Raw genomic sequence first — 14,337 nt, 5'->3', positions numbered from 1 at the left:
CACCAAATTCAAAAATAACTTATAATCACTCATTTGAACAAGTTTAACTTCTTCAAGATAATTACCTTTGGTAAATTCGTTAATGACTTTCCGCCCAAATATTAATGCCGGTTTATTTTCCTTCCCATAATCCTTTATGCATTTGCCAAATTTGCTTAGCTACTTGCCTACCAACTCCTTTATTTTGAAATCTTGCTATAATAAAAAATTCCCCCATATTCCAATCGATTTTATAATGCATTCCAACCTTATTAAGCAATATAAAACCTGCTATTTCGCCATTTACTTTAATTCAATAGGCTTTCCTATCCGTTTCTATAAAATATTTTTTGTAATCATCAGCTTCATATAAACCATCTCGTGGCAATGTCCAATCATACTCATCTGATTCAAACCCACAATAACTCGATATATCATATATATAAAACCGTGCCATATTTTGGATTAGAGGGTAATCAGCAACGGTTGCAGTGGTTAAACGTATATTCTTTACAGATTCATTCTTCATAACTCTTTTCTTAAATATAATTTAGCCATTTCTCCAGAATTATGATAACCTAGCACTTCATAAAATATATGCGTACTGTCCTTTAGCACGTCGATAACTAGAAGTAAGATCAACGATTACGGAGCTATATTTTTTTGCTATTTCTTCTAAATATTCCATAAGCTTTTTACCTATTTGCTTTTCCCGATAATTCTCATCAATAACTAAAGATTCAATATGAATTCTAGTTTTATCTGAGACGAAAAGCAGCGATTTAGACCAAGCAATAAATCCAACTATTTTATTATCTAAACTAGCTAAAGCAACACACCATATCCCTCACGATTTATAAAATTCTTAAAACGTGCTGTTAATTCTTCTGAACTAGAAGGATAGCCAAGTTGAGCCATCAAAGGTAAAATATTTGTAATATTATCAGGAGTTGCTAAACTAATATTTACACTACTCATAATTATCCTTTTTCTCTTCGTTTCTTTAACATAGCTAAATCTTTTGGACTAGGTAAATAGCTTTTTAATTTCGTAGTAATTCTTCGGTTAATTTAAATTGTGCTATTCCTATAGGTTTTTGCAAGCTTTCTATAGCGTATTCTACTGTAATATTTCGTTTTTCTTCACATAGAATTACTCCAATTGTAGGATTATCAGTGTCATCTTTAATTTTATGATCTACTAAATTTAAATAAAAATTTAGTTTTTCTGCATATTCCGGTTTAAATTTACCTGTTTTTAATTCAATAACAACATAGCATTTAAGTTTAACATGATAAAAAACTAAATCTAAGTAATAATCCACTCCTTCTAATTCTATATGGTATTAATTACCTATAAATGCAAAATCTTGACCGAGTTCTAATAAAAAATCCTTAATATGTGCATCACGTACTGCTTGGCCATGATAAATTAAACACGTGCTCTACTGAAAAAAATAGTAATAAAATGTTGAAAGCTTTTAAAGCTGCTTTCTCTCCATATTAATCTATGAAAATTTATGTTTTTTCAATAAATATTTAAAATTTTCTATACATTCATATTTAGCAATTTGATGCCATATATCACTGACTTCTTTTTTCCATGATGAAGACCATTCGCCTTTAACTATATTTCGCACAGAATTTAAATATTCTTTTTTTCTTCAATATCCATATTAGGCAAAAGATCACATAAAACTTTGTTTGGATAATAGTCTGTTAATACTTTTTCTGAATTGAATTTGAAGACATCAAGACTGCTTGTTAAAGGATTAATTAATACAAAACCTCTACGACCTAGATGTCCTACAATATGATCATTTAAATCTTCGTCCAGTGCTAAACTCGGTACAGAATATCCTTTTAAATATGGCTTTACAAATTCAAGGTCTTCAGAAGCAGAATGTTCTACTACACTTAATAAATATAAAAGCATCTTTTAGAGTTAATTCTTCAATTGGCGGAGCTTTAATATTTTTATACAAAAATGTATCTATTAAAATACGTCTTTTTGCTTCTTCTTCAGTGTGTTTTTGCTGTTTTATAGCTTTCTTACAATTATCACATGAAACAACTAGAGTTATTGTTACGATTACATATAGGACCCAATAGAGTAAAACTCGTTTCTCCATAAACATAGCTATAATAATTTCTACTCTTTAGCTTAATAACTAAATTTGTATCTCGGCAGTATTTACAGAACAATTTATGATGCGTAACAAGCAGAAATAAATTAACTAAACTATTGGGAGATACGTTAACATTAAATTCTTCTAATAAATTAGCTATTTTCTCATAGTTATAATAACGTTTTATTAAATCTTTAATTTGTTCTTCTGTTAAATGTGATAAATCCTTATATAACTTAATATAAATTAACTGATTATTAGGTATATAATTGTAACTTATAAAATAATAGCTGTAATAGAACAAATAATATAAATACACAACTATTTTTATTATAAAAGTAAAAATAGAAATCAAAAGACTATCAATATGAGGTAATTAGTAGACGATAAGCTTTGTAAAAAGCTTTTAGACTTTATAAATGTAATAACAAATGCATATGAAACTTAAATACTCGACAGTGGAAACCTTGATTACTATTTGGCTTTCCGGTTCGATAAACTACAAAAATTGGCTAACTGTCCAGACTAGAGCGTGGTACGTTAGTATTACAGAAAAAAGATATTTTTGTTTAGGTACAGTTGATGGTAATATTTTAACAGTCCTTTTTACGTTCCGAGATAATCATATAAGAATTTTTAGAGCAGGATACTGGCGTAAAGGTAAGAGAGAATTTATGAGCAAGAGAATAAAATATACTGACGGGGGAATAGGGGAAGTCAAAATAGTAAAAGATTTCTTGCCGCACCCTAGAGAACTTTTATTAAAAGATGATTCAGTAAAAGTAACCATTTCTTTAAGTAAAGAGAGCGTAGAATTTTTTAAATCAGAAGCAGCAACTGCACATGTTCCTTATCAAAAAATGATTAGGATTTTACTAGATAAATATACTAAGTATTATAAAGAAAATAAACGAGCATAACATACTCTTCTGCTTTTAAGAATTGAGTTTGTTATCAAATGGTGAGTGTATACAGCTCTTATACTTAATAAGTGAGTACGTGAATTCATGAAGATAACAAATTCAATTCTTAAAAGCAGAAGAGTATACCATAAACTGAGCTGGCGGAGAGAGGGGGATTCGAACCCCCGACACGTTACCGTGAACACGCTTTCCAGGCGTGCGCCTTAAACCGCTCGGCCATCTCTCCAAATTTTTAGCATTGCCTATATGGCTTCCTATGTCATTCTCACAAGGTATTGATGTTGTTGCATAGAGTAAAAAGCCTACTCGATATCATCCCAAAAGCAAGGGGCCAAAAAAATAAACCTATACCGGATTCCCGCTTTCGCGGGAATGACATAAAATGATCTATGCTGCAAAAAGCCTTTAGTCGCTTGCAATGACGACTCGGGTATCCATACGACAAAGCTAAGACTTATTCTGAGAAAAAATATTATTAGCTTCTTCTAGCTCATTTTTAGTATTAACACCAACAATTAAATCATGATCAGTAGATAATAAATATGAAACTTTTTCACCGTGATTTTTACATATTTTTACTATTTCAGTTAAATAAACTTCCTTATGACCATTAGTATTAGTAGCAAATAAAGGTAAGTATTTATTTAAAATTTCGCTACTGAAAGCCATAATACCTGAATTACAAAGCTTTATGTTTTTCTCTTCTTCGCTTGCATTTTTATGTTCGATTATCTCTAAAAATTCACCATTTTTATCAGTAGCTATTCTTCCATATTGAACCGGATTTGCTCTCTCAAAGCTTAAAGTCACTAATGCAGAATTAGTAAGGCTTAAATAAGCTATTAATTCATGCATAAGTTTTGGAGTAATAAGAGGATGATCGGCGTATAAAACTAATATTGTTTTATTTTTATTAATTAAATCTATTGCTGCATAAGTAGCATGAGCTGTGCCTTTAGGTTCTTCTTGCAGTACAAAGCGACACATATTTTCATAGGGCGTTAAATGTTTTTTAAGTTCTTCTGAATAAACTATAATTACATCATTTGTGACGTTAAGCGAATTCTTTAATACCGTTTCAAGCATTGGAACTCCACCGACTTTATGCATTACTTTCGGTAAATCGGACTCCATTCTAGTACCTTTACCGGCTGCTAAAATAATTATTTGATAATTTGCATCGTTATAAGTCATGGTTCTCCTTGTATTATTTCGTAAACATCATCAGATAACTCATAATTCCCAAAAACTCTTTGCACATCATCGCTTTCTTCTAAAACTTCCACAAGCTTTAGTAATTTTTCAGCTTTTTCCTTATCATCTATAATTATTGTATTTAATGGGATCCAGCCTATATACGAATCTTCAGGTATGCCGTATTTGCCAGTTAAAAATTCTAGAACTTTAGAGAAATTTTCAATATCCGTATAGATTGTATGGGTGGTATCATCGGATATAATATCATTCCCCCCGGCTTCTATGGCTGCTTCTAAAACATCTTCATTAGATGCTATATTTATTGGATACTGAATAACTCCGCAATGGTTGAATAAATAATTGACACTACCGGTTTCGCCTAAACTCCCACCATATTTAGTAAAACTAGAGCGTACTTCTGCAGCAGTGCGGTTTTTATTATCGGTTAAAGCTTCAACTATTATAGCAATACCATTCGGTGCATAACCTTCATATCTAATTTCCGTATAATTTTCGGTATTAGAAGAATCATTAGCACTATTAATAGCCTTATCTATTCTTTCTTTAGGAAGATTTTGACTACGTGCGGCGGTTAAAGCGCTTCTAAGACGTGGATTATTTTCAGGGTTATTAGAAGAACCGGTTTTAGCTGCAGTAACTATTTCACGAATTAATTTAGTGAAAACTTTTGCTCTTTTTTTATCTTGAGCCCCTTTACGATGCTGAATATTTTTGAACTTTGAATGACCGGCCATATTTATTTCTTTGTCTTTCAAAAGTAATATTATATACTCTGAAGTAAAATGAAAAGCAATATACGAAGGTCAACTTGAAAAAGAGCAAGAAGTCTGCAAACCGAGGAGCGGAGCATATAATAAACACTCAGCACCCGAGGACTTACAAAGACGACGTAACTAATTTTTCAAGTTCATCGAGTATATTCTTTTTCTCCAAAAACGATTAATTAACCTTGTTTTGCTTTAAATCTTTTATTCTTTTTATTTATTACAAAAATTTTGCCTCTTCTTTGAACGATCTGACAATCTTTATCACGTTTTTTTAACGATTTTAATGAGCTAACAACTTTCATAAAATATACTTTTACATTTAATTTGGATTGATAATAAACATTTTTATTTAATCAGTCAATTAGGTTCTGTACTCTTGTAATAGAATAATCATAATTATGACTATTTTTAGCTGCAAATTATAATTTTTTGAAATATGAATAACTATTTCTGCAAAAATCTTATAATTTTTGCTAAAAAATATCTCAAAATTATAATCATTAATCAAAAGTGTACAGAACCTAACAATTTAAAGCATTTAAAAAATAGCATGCTTAGTGGTTTTTAAATATAAATTTAACCAATAATTACAAAGTGATCAAATTATGAATTCATTGTATAACTTTACTCAAGAAACTATAAATGAAATCAAGCAAAATGGAAGAGAATGGAGTTTAGACAAACCATATTATGATGAATTTCTTGTTGAATTACCGAAATTAGTTCAAAAATTTGATCTATCTGAAATAATTACAAAAGTAGATTATCCAGGTAAATATGTATCCATATTTAATGCAGTAGGGGAGCTAGCATCATATGCTCAACTTGCTAAATGGGCTGAGAATGCTATTAAAGATGAGCAGCAAGGTAAAAATGAAAAAGCTAATAATCAATGGAAAGCTATAAAAGCAGTACTAGAAGAGCATGCTAAAACATCAGGTATAGATTATTGTAGTTTAATAAGAGAAGAGGCTGGGAAAATAATAAAGGGGCAGCACAAGGCGATCAGATACTGAAACTTCTTTTAAACAAAGTATTGGCTTAAGTATAGATGAGCTGAAGATAGCTAAAATCATAATAGGCGAAGCAGATAAAGGAGAATACGGCTTATACGCTATTCCAAATAATTATAAAAATAATGAAAATGCAAAACATGCAGCTAACGAACATAAAAAATGGTATGAAAGTGTAATTAAAGATGATAATTTTTCAATGTTACAAGCTTTAAGCTATAGTGTGGATACAAGCTCTATATTGCAAGAAGAAGATCTAATTGATCTATCTGAGGATGATTCTACTATATCTCCAGAAATGTCAAAGGAACAAAATAATCTTAACGATCAACAACTTGTAGCTTTGGTTCATCAAGCAACTGCTCACGCTAACAGAGAGGAAATACCACATATAGAACCTTCTATTAGTTCTAATAGAGGAGAGAGCGGTACAGAAGATACTATTTTAGGTATGCAAGCTGGATTTAGTAACATTAATTAATGCCGGAGTGCAAGCTTTAGATGGGACTCTACTAATCCTCAAGATGCTCAAGGTAGCACTGCTGAAGACTTTGTAACATAAGTAAGTAATCTTTTACAAGCGACAGGAGGCGATATTAATAATTTGTTGGATATGGTGTACCCGATATATTAGGTAATCCTCAAAACACTAATGATGCTGCTTGGGATTTAGATTAAATCCTTACCTCTTAAATGCTATAACTTCCCTTGCTTCATAAGATAAGTTATGGTAGGCTAGTTTATCTTATTGTAACTCAAGTTATTTTAGCGTTGCCGGTATGGTTTGGGAATTATGCCAAAATTGTCATTGCGAGCAACTACAAGGAGCGTGGCAATCCAGCAAAACAATAAAAAAATCCTGCAAATCAGAATTTTTTACTGGACTGCTTCGTCAATTACTACGTAATTTCCCTCGCAATGACGTTAAAACCATACTACTCCTATTATTATCCTTTATCCTCTTCTCTAAGCCGGCTATTGCCGATCCTGAAATAGCTGAATCCTTTAAATGTTCAAAACTTTTTCCTTACTTTGAAAAAAAATTTAATATCCCATCTAATACGTTACATTCAATAGCTTTAAAAGAATCGGGAAAAAAACATACAACCCGTAAAATTAGAGTAGTATGGCCTTGGACGGTAAATGTTGAAGGAAAAGGCTATTATTTTAACACAAAAAGAGAAGCTGTAAGTTTTGTTAGAATAGAGCTTATAAAAGGGCGAGAGAGTATTGATGTCGGATGCATGCAGATTAACTTAAGGCATCATTCAGGGGCTTTTAATTCCCTTGAACAGGCATTTGATCCAAATAATAACATTCGTTACGGTGCAAAATTTTTGCGTTCAAAGTATGATCAGCTAGGGAGCTGGCACAAGGCGATAGCTCATTATCATTCGGCTACACATTCTTTAGGGTTTAAATACAAACAAGACGTAGTTAAAATAGCAAGTAATATGGCTCTTTATAAAGCATCCTTACATAGTTATCTAAATAATAATGAAGGGGTTTTAGAAGATACAATTCCAGTAAATAATAACAAAGTTCAAAAAAAATCACTTTTTAGTGGCAATAAAAGATACAGAAGTAGTATTATGATACCGGTTCCTGCTAAAATTAATTAATTCTATGAATATTAAATTAATTACATGTTTTTTAATATTAGTAAGTGCGGTAAAAGTAAATGCCGATTTTAACAATATTCAAGATAATTTTGAACATCAGGAAGAGCAACTAACAATAGAATTACCTTGGAGCGATTGTACCGAAATTCACAAATTATTAGAGGAAAAATTATCTTTTTCAGAACAACAAATAAAAAAAGAAAATAAAATTCATGAGAAATATAAACAATTTTATTTAAAACATAGTAATCCTACTAATTTTTCTATGCAATTTCTTGAGAAAAAATCTGAGACTAATGGAGTAGAAACTTTAATATCAGGTTTTTTAAAATTTTGTGAAGATAATTTTCAAACTCGTAAAAATAAATCTAATTCCCTAAATTATTATATTAAAAAACAACAAGACCAATGGTTTAATGATATAAGAAATGAGAATTACAAAATATATTATAGAAAAAAATACGAAGATAATATCTTTAGAAATAATTAAGGCAACTATATATCTTGTATAACCTAAATTGTTTCGATATAACAATTTTATATAAAATTGTGTTAGTATAGTTAAGTGTTAGATTTTAAAAGTGTTGTTGATTTATTCGAAAAATTACCTACTGAACAAAAGTGCATAAATTATTTTACTGATATACGTTGGGCTAACGGAGCTTATTGTCCGTATTGCGACAACCAAAAGATTTTTCATTATGCGGATGGAACGCATCACAAATGTTCGGTATGTAAAAAGCGTTTTAGTATCAAAGTCGGCACAATTTTTGAAAATAGTAAGATTTCTTTAAAGAAATGGTTTACAGCAATTTTGCAAGTTACTACGCCCAAAAAAAAGTTTATAATCGTTACAGCTTTCAAGAGATATTAATGTTACCCAAAAAACTGCATGGTTTATGCTTCATAGGATTAGAGAAGTGACTAAACTAGAAAGTTTTAGTATTCCTTTAAAAAGCACTGTAGAAATAGATGAGACGTATATTGGTGGTAAAGAAAAGGACAAACATCAAAATAAAAAAACTGACGGTACACAAGGCCACAGCACAAAGACAAAAACCGTTGTAATCGGCATGATAGAGAGAAAAGATAACGCTAAGGCTCAAGTTATAACAAAGGTTAATTCAAAGACCATAGAAAAAATTCCAATAAATAATATTCTAATAGGGTCAACTATTTTATCTGATGAATGGAGAGCTTATAAGGTATTAGAAAAGTTATATAATCATGAATATATAAATCACGACTTAGGTAAATATATAAAGAGAGTCTGTGTCCACAAACACGATAGAAAGCTTTTGGGCGGTGTTTAAGCGTGGTATAGTCGGATCTTATTCTATTAGCAAAAAACACATAGAGAGATATTTAAACGAGTTTGTATTTAGGTGCAACTATAAAAACTATAACGTAAGCAATATGTTTAATGCTATACTTTTAAATACAGGTAATTATTTATCTTAATAAAGCCTTGGCAGGTCGGTATAAAACTCAAAGTAGTTAAAAACGGAGAATTATCTTTTAACGAGGCTTTAGCAATGATAGGTCAAGCTCCGTTAAAAATTAATTCTCCAGAGATTGAAGAAGATGAAACCCCTAAACCATTTATAAAATGGGCAAAAAGCATTATAAAAGAGTTGTGCTTACGCTTACCTGCTAGTTACAATAATTATTATGAGCCTTTTATAGGAGGAGCACTTTTTTTGCACTCGTTTCAGACAAAGCTATTATATCAGATATAAACTTAGATTTGATTATTACATACAAGGCAGTTAAGGATGAAGCTAGAGCATTAATTGAGCTGTTAGCTAAGCATAAAGCTAATCACTCTCAAGATTATTACTATGCTGTTAGAAAGAACGCAAATAGCGATAACCCTATTGAGATAGCAACACGTTTCATATACCTTAACAAGACTTGTTATAATGGTCTTTATAGAGTAAATAGCAAAGGAGAGTGCAATGTCCCGATGGGAGCTTATATGAATCCTAATATTCTTGATAAGGATAACATACTCGCATGTAGTAAAGCTTTACAAAATAGATTTCGTTTATATAGACCCGCCATATCAACCTATTAATAATACTTCATTTACAAAATATACAAAACTTGGCTTTACAGAGGCAGATCAGGTTAAGCTTTATGAAAATGCACCAAGAAGCATAAATTGTAAATCCGACAGTAGGCAAAGAGCTAGCTAATGAAGTTTTAATAAGAAATTATTAGTACAATGGTAAAACAAATTGCAATTTTACAAGCTAATAAAACTGGGAACAAACCTGAGATTTTTATACATGATCGACTAAAAAGAGAAGGGTATTATTTTGTGTACCTAATAAAAGATTTAGTGCAGCTAGGATCCTTAAGCAGCCTATTTATACTAGACAGTTTGAAGTTGGCAAAAATATTATACTAAATGGAAATGCTATATTATATCATCTAGAACGTCACCCCAATTGCCTAGTTATAGAATCTAAGTGGCAACAATCAGGAGGATCGGTTGATGAAAAATATCCTTATCTTGTACTAAACATAAAAAAACAAGGAATTTATGATACTATAATAATAATTGATGGTGATGGATATAAAAAAGAAGCCTTGAAATGCCTCAAGGATCAAGTTGGCGCAGTAATTTAATAGAAGTGTTTAGTATGTCTGAATTTACATCTTGGGTAAATAAATATTTATACAAGTATATAATTCCCTTAATTTATTTCAGTACTTAATTCATATATTATTTAATATATTAACTGTAATAATGTACAGGGTTATTTATGTTAAAGAAATTTATATTAGTATTGTTGTGTATAAGTAGTTATAAATCTCTAGGAGAATCTAATAAGACCAAGAACAATGTTTCAGCGATAGAAAGAAAAAAAGTTTCTAGTAATGATAAACAACTAAAACCTGTCTACTTAGAGCATTTGGATCTAACTTCGGATTTAAATCCTGCAGAAAAAAGCCTGTTGAGTTTAGAACCTTTATCGCCTAATAATAACAATACGAAACCTATAGTTGTAGATATTCAGGAGAATTTTGAAGGGCTAGATAGAAGAGTTAAAGGGGATGATATTCGCACTGCAAGACAGAGAGAACTTGTTCCAAATAGTTTACTAGGAGATTTTTTAGGGGGTTTTATTTCTTGACCGCCACCAACAATTTTAGGAGAGAAAATTCAAGATAGGAGAGGATTATATATTCAACAGACTAAAGCTAAAAAATCACCGGAATAATGCAGTACAGGGGATAAGTAACAGCTTATTTATCAAGCATGCAGCTAATGATATAATAAGTCGATTAGGGATGATTGATAAGGATTTTTCGGATATTCTAGAAATATCGGCTAAATGCGGTTATCTTACGAGCTTACTAAAAAATGCTTATCGAAGTGCCGATATTACCGTAACAGATATGTCGCCTTTATTGCTTGATTCTTTTGAGCATAATCATAAATTATTAATCGATGATGAAGATTTAGAATTGCCAAAAGACTCTTTTGATTTAATTATTTATTCATTAGGGTTACACTGGATAAATGATGTACAACGCTTTTTATCTAATACAAGAATATTTTTAAAGTCTGACGGTATTTTTATCGGTAATTTTGTCGGAGGGAATAGCTTAAAGAATTTACGTAAATCCTTAATAGATGCCGAAATAGCAAGTGATTTTAAACACTCTCCTCATATTGCTCCTTTTATTCATTTTGATCATGTTCCGATCTTATTTTCGCAAGCAAGATTTGCTGAAGTAATTGCTGACTATGAAAATATAGAGCTAAAATTTGATAATCCTTTAGCTTTAATGAGAGAAATAAAAAATATAGGTGAGGCAAATTCACTAAATGCTAGTCATAATTACGCTATTTCTAAAAAGATGTTTTCTTTACTACAAAATTATACAAACGTCTTTGAAGATAATATTAATTTAATTAGTTTTATTGCTTCACCAAATAAGAATAGTATAAGATTAAAGTTGTGATAAAGGTGATAGTGGTGTATTTTTAGCAGTATTACGTCATTGCGAGAAAATTATGTAAGTAATTGACGAAGCAATCTCAGAATATTTGATAAGATTGCCACGCAGGCCTATGGCTGCTTGCAATGACGATCCAACAATTTATTAAGGTCAAACAAATATGCAAGAATTTGATTTAGTGGTAATAGGTAGCGGTCCAGCCGGTTATACAGGCAGTATTAGGGCTGCTCAGCTTGGTATGAAAGTAGCGTGTATTGAGAAAAGCGATACTCTTGGCGGCACTTGTTTAAATATAGGATGCATACCATCGAAAACTTTACTTAATTCTTCCGAAAAATATGAAGAAGCTCTAAAACATTTTGAGAATATAGGCATTACTGCAGATGTAAAACTAGACTTACAAAAAATGCTAGCTAATAAAGATAAAGTAGTTCTTGATCTTACAAAAGGTATAGAAAGTCTATTTGCCAAAAACAAAGTTACTAGGATAAAAGGTGAAGCTAAAATTATCTCTAGTAATATCGTTGAAGTAAATAAAGAGCAAATTAAAGCCCAAAATATCCTAATTACTACAGGTTCCAGCGTCATAGAAATACCGAATATCAAAATAGACGAAGAATTTATTGTTTCATCTACCGGTGCTTTGAAACTTTCTAAAGTACCTGAGAACTTAATAGTAGTCGGCGGAGGGTATATAGGCTTAGAACTTGGTTCAGTTTGGCGTCGTTTGGGAGCTAAAGTAACGATTATTGAGTATGCACCGAGCATTGTACCTATGCTTGATAAAGAAATTTCTACACAATTTATGAAACTACAGCAAAAACAAGGTATAGAGTTTAAACTGAATACTAAAGTGCTATCTGCTGAAGTAAAGTCAGGAAAAGTAAATCTGACAATAGGGGAGGACGGTAAGAGTTCGGTAGTAACAAGCGATGTTGTGTTGATGGCGGTAGGCAGAAAAGCCTATACGCAAAATCTAGGACTTGAGTCTGTCGGTATTATTACGGATAAGCAAGGTAGCATTGAGATTAATGACCGGTTTCAAACAGCAATTTCAAATATTTACGCAGTCGGTGATGTGGTAAAAGGAGCTATGCTTGCCCATAAAGCCGAGGAAGAGGCTGTAGCTGCCGTGGAAATTATGGCAGGGCAGGCAGGACATGTTAATTATAACCTAATTCCAAGCGTAATATATACTTATCCTGAAGTAGCAAGCGTCGGTGAAACGGAAGAACAGCTAAAAGAAAAAGGCATTAATTATAAAGTCGGTAAGTTTCCGTTTTTAGCAAATAGTAGAGCAAGAGCAATCGGTAGTACGGAAGGGATGGTTAAGATCCTTGCCGATAGTAAAACCGATAGGGTTTTAGGAGCTCATATTATAGGAGCTGATGCAGGTACGTTAATTGCCGCGCTTACAGCTTATATGGAATTCGGAGCAGCTTCAGAAGATATAGCAAGAACCTGCCACGCTCACCCAACTTTAAGCGAGGCTATAAAAGAGGCAGCACTTAGTGTAGATAAGAGGACTATTAATATGTGATATATTTCTACGTCATTGCAAGGAAAAACTGTAAGTTTTGACTAAGCAATCTCAGGAGTCCTGCCTTATGAGATTGCCACGCTCCTTGCAGTCGCGGCGTTGTTGCATGACTTGAAAAACCAGTTCGGTGTCATCCCGTGGCTTGACCACGGTATCCAGTAAAACCACTAAAAATGCTAATATTATTAGTATTTTTAACTAGATCCAACAACAAGTCGCGGAATGACAGAGATGAAGCGAGCCATACCACAAGTCCTTCAGTCGCTCGCAATGACGAATTTAAGGATATTTATGACCAAACAAGAGCTGCGTCTTTATTTCAAAGAATTTTTAATAAAAAACCAAGATAAGATTAATTCCGATTTAGTCAAAAACTCTCTAATCAATAAAATTAGCCGGTTATTACAGAAGTTAAAAGTAAAGACAGTAGGACTTTACTTTCCTCTAAAATACGAAATTAACTTACTTGAAATAACAAACTTACATCCTAAAATAAGATTCTTCCTACCGAAAATCATAAAAAATGAGATAAAATATTGTCCTTATCATTATAACGATCAATTGGCTTTAGGGGCTTTTAAAACCTATGAACCTATAAATAATGATTTTTTTATTCCTGAGTTAGTTACTATCCCAGGGCTTGCGTTTAGTAAGGAGGGTTATAGACTTGGATACGGCAAAGGATATTTTGACCGATATCTTAATAATAACCGAAATATATTAACCGCCGGAGTTTGTTTAAAAGAACAATTAATAGATAATTTTCTGATTGAATCTCATGATCGTAAGCTTAAATTTATGATTTCGGTATAAATAACCTTAATTTTTTTAACTTTTTTTATTGTATAAAATATTATACTTATATATTTTTATTACAAAAATCAACTTAGGGTAAAATGGTTGATATAATAAAAAAAATTGTCGTATTGATCGCGGTGTACCTTTTGCTTTTTTTTTGCGCAAGCAGTTAGAGATTGGCTAGAAATAGGACAAATATCCGGCGATACTCAGACTGGAGATATTTGCTTTCAATTAGCATTAGTAGGAGTAGGAACACTTATTATAGATCAAGCATTTAGTAACTTGCCTGATGATGTATACAACGAACATGTCAAAGTAGTACAAGATAGTGAGATACAAGTTACATTAGTTTAGTTGGCCAATTTTTTTTC

At 31.5% G+C, this 14,337-nt stretch carries 19 protein-coding genes, 1 tRNA gene and 8 pseudogenes; 17 read left to right on the top strand and 11 right to left on the bottom strand.

All coding sequences use genetic code 11. The annotated features are described in order from the left end of the window. Positions 1-112: 112 nt before the first annotated feature. The 7 genes and pseudogenes from AB4K15_RS05635 to AB4K15_RS05605 form a co-directional block, all read right to left on the bottom strand. A complete protein-coding gene (locus AB4K15_RS05635) occupies positions 113-259 on the bottom strand; it encodes an acetyltransferase (RefSeq protein WP_500224947.1) in 147 nt (48 codons plus the stop codon). A 33-nt stretch (positions 260-292) separates the two neighbouring features. Then, the gene (locus AB4K15_RS05630; RefSeq protein WP_032073383.1) at positions 293-508 is read right to left on the bottom strand and encodes a hypothetical protein; all 216 of its coding nucleotides are present in this window, start codon (positions 506-508) and stop codon (positions 293-295) included. Beyond that, a pseudogene (locus tag AB4K15_RS05625) lies at positions 505-957 on the bottom strand (GNAT family N-acetyltransferase). The gene AB4K15_RS05630 and the pseudogene AB4K15_RS05625 overlap by 4 nt, the downstream one beginning before the upstream one ends. Positions 958-1,021: 64 nt before the next feature. Beyond that, a complete protein-coding gene (locus tag AB4K15_RS05620) occupies positions 1,022-1,303 on the bottom strand; it encodes a PDDEXK nuclease domain-containing protein (RefSeq protein ID WP_500224946.1) in 282 nt (93 codons plus the stop codon). Between the two features lie 183 nt (positions 1,304-1,486). Continuing rightward, the gene (locus tag AB4K15_RS05615; RefSeq protein ID WP_500224944.1) at positions 1,487-1,618 is read right to left on the bottom strand and encodes a hypothetical protein; all 132 of its coding nucleotides are present in this window, start codon (positions 1,616-1,618) and stop codon (positions 1,487-1,489) included. Between the two features lie 5 nt (positions 1,619-1,623). Then, positions 1,624-1,914, bottom strand: coding sequence for a hypothetical protein (locus AB4K15_RS05610; protein WP_032073384.1), 291 nt, complete (start codon positions 1,912-1,914; stop codon positions 1,624-1,626). Then, complete coding sequence (locus tag AB4K15_RS05605; RefSeq protein WP_500225735.1) at positions 1,871-2,116, bottom strand: hypothetical protein; 246 nt, start codon at positions 2,114-2,116, stop codon at positions 1,871-1,873. The genes AB4K15_RS05610 and AB4K15_RS05605 overlap by 44 nt, the downstream gene beginning before the upstream one ends. A 428-nt stretch (positions 2,117-2,544) precedes the next feature. Between AB4K15_RS05605 and AB4K15_RS05600 the strand changes: the two genes are divergently transcribed. Continuing rightward, on the top strand, positions 2,545-3,027 hold the full coding sequence (locus AB4K15_RS05600) for a hypothetical protein (RefSeq protein ID WP_500224940.1): 483 nt from the start codon (positions 2,545-2,547) through the stop codon (positions 3,025-3,027). A 141-nt stretch (positions 3,028-3,168) separates the two neighbouring features. Here AB4K15_RS05600 and AB4K15_RS05595 read toward each other — a convergent pair. From AB4K15_RS05595 to ykgO, 4 genes are all read right to left on the bottom strand, one after another. Next, positions 3,169-3,256 (bottom strand) — tRNA-Ser (locus tag AB4K15_RS05595). A 221-nt stretch (positions 3,257-3,477) separates the two neighbouring features. Then, positions 3,478-4,224 (bottom strand): sugar phosphate nucleotidyltransferase, encoded by a 747-nt coding sequence (locus AB4K15_RS05590; protein ID WP_014365744.1) that lies wholly within the window; start codon positions 4,222-4,224, stop codon positions 3,478-3,480. After that, a complete protein-coding gene (locus tag AB4K15_RS05585; protein WP_032073387.1) occupies positions 4,221-4,982 on the bottom strand; it encodes a YebC/PmpR family DNA-binding transcriptional regulator in 762 nt (253 codons plus the stop codon). The genes AB4K15_RS05590 and AB4K15_RS05585 overlap by 4 nt, the downstream gene beginning before the upstream one ends. A 209-nt stretch (positions 4,983-5,191) precedes the next feature. Next, complete coding sequence (ykgO, locus tag AB4K15_RS05580; RefSeq protein ID WP_012152884.1) at positions 5,192-5,317, bottom strand: type B 50S ribosomal protein L36; 126 nt, start codon at positions 5,315-5,317, stop codon at positions 5,192-5,194. Between the two features lie 303 nt (positions 5,318-5,620). Here ykgO and AB4K15_RS05575 point away from each other — a divergent pair, with 303 nt between their 5' ends. The 16 genes and pseudogenes from AB4K15_RS05575 to AB4K15_RS05500 all read left to right on the top strand — a co-directional run bounded on the left by AB4K15_RS05575 (position 5,621) and on the right by AB4K15_RS05500 (position 14,320). Further along, the gene (locus AB4K15_RS05575; protein WP_084698698.1) at positions 5,621-6,031 is read left to right on the top strand and encodes a hypothetical protein; all 411 of its coding nucleotides are present in this window, start codon (positions 5,621-5,623) and stop codon (positions 6,029-6,031) included. A 220-nt stretch (positions 6,032-6,251) separates the two neighbouring features. Beyond that, entirely contained in the window at positions 6,252-6,509 is a 258-nt protein-coding gene (locus AB4K15_RS05570) for a hypothetical protein (protein WP_032073435.1), read from the top strand. Between the two features lie 298 nt (positions 6,510-6,807). Further along, positions 6,808-7,650, top strand: a complete 843-nt coding sequence (locus AB4K15_RS05565; RefSeq protein WP_032073388.1) for a lytic transglycosylase domain-containing protein — start codon at positions 6,808-6,810, stop codon at positions 7,648-7,650. Positions 7,651-7,654: 4 nt separating this feature from the next. Further along, positions 7,655-8,140 carry a DUF2532 domain-containing protein gene (locus AB4K15_RS05560; RefSeq protein ID WP_500224935.1) on the top strand — a complete coding sequence of 162 codons (486 nt, stop codon included), beginning with the start codon at positions 7,655-7,657 and terminating at the stop codon, positions 8,138-8,140. A 75-nt stretch (positions 8,141-8,215) separates the two neighbouring features. Beyond that, positions 8,216-8,524 carry a transposase gene (locus tag AB4K15_RS05555; protein WP_032073390.1) on the top strand — a complete coding sequence of 103 codons (309 nt, stop codon included), beginning with the start codon at positions 8,216-8,218 and terminating at the stop codon, positions 8,522-8,524. Beyond that, positions 8,514-8,963 (top strand): annotated as a pseudogene (locus tag AB4K15_RS05550) (IS1595 family transposase); the annotation flags it as partial. The gene AB4K15_RS05555 and the pseudogene AB4K15_RS05550, both read left to right, overlap by 11 nt. Then, on the top strand, positions 8,923-9,111 hold the full coding sequence (locus tag AB4K15_RS05545; protein WP_500224931.1) for a transposase: 189 nt from the start codon (positions 8,923-8,925) through the stop codon (positions 9,109-9,111). The pseudogene AB4K15_RS05550 and the gene AB4K15_RS05545, both read left to right, overlap by 41 nt. 20 nt (positions 9,112-9,131) lie before the next feature. Further along, positions 9,132-9,336 (top strand): annotated as a pseudogene (locus tag AB4K15_RS05540) (hypothetical protein). 61 nt (positions 9,337-9,397) lie between these two features. After that, positions 9,398-9,848, top strand: a pseudogene (locus AB4K15_RS05535) (DNA adenine methylase). Between the two features lie 226 nt (positions 9,849-10,074). Further along, positions 10,075-10,373, top strand: a pseudogene (locus AB4K15_RS05530) (PD-(D/E)XK nuclease superfamily protein); the annotation flags it as partial. Between the two features lie 48 nt (positions 10,374-10,421). Then, positions 10,422-10,880 (top strand): annotated as a pseudogene (locus AB4K15_RS05525) (hypothetical protein). 31 nt (positions 10,881-10,911) lie between these two features. Continuing rightward, positions 10,912-11,628, top strand: coding sequence for a methyltransferase domain-containing protein (locus AB4K15_RS05520; RefSeq protein ID WP_500225040.1), 717 nt, complete (start codon positions 10,912-10,914; stop codon positions 11,626-11,628). 157 nt (positions 11,629-11,785) lie between these two features. Beyond that, positions 11,786-13,165 (top strand): dihydrolipoyl dehydrogenase, encoded by a 1,380-nt coding sequence (gene lpdA / locus AB4K15_RS05515; RefSeq protein WP_032073393.1) that lies wholly within the window; start codon positions 11,786-11,788, stop codon positions 13,163-13,165. Positions 13,166-13,261: 96 nt separating this feature from the next. After that, positions 13,262-13,361: pseudogene (locus AB4K15_RS05510) on the top strand (permease); the annotation flags it as partial. Between the two features lie 95 nt (positions 13,362-13,456). Beyond that, on the top strand, positions 13,457-13,978 hold the full coding sequence (locus AB4K15_RS05505) for a 5-formyltetrahydrofolate cyclo-ligase (RefSeq protein WP_032073394.1): 522 nt from the start codon (positions 13,457-13,459) through the stop codon (positions 13,976-13,978). 83 nt (positions 13,979-14,061) lie between these two features. Further along, positions 14,062-14,320: pseudogene (locus tag AB4K15_RS05500) on the top strand (hypothetical protein). Positions 14,321-14,337: the final 17 nt, after the last annotated feature.

The sequence above is a fragment of the Rickettsia aeschlimannii genome (genome assembly GCF_047973405.1).
In the GTDB taxonomy this organism is placed as follows: domain Bacteria; phylum Pseudomonadota; class Alphaproteobacteria; order Rickettsiales; family Rickettsiaceae; genus Rickettsia; species Rickettsia rickettsii.
The sequence above is the reverse complement of the archived record's forward strand: the minus strand, read 5'-3'. Positions and strand labels throughout refer to the sequence as shown.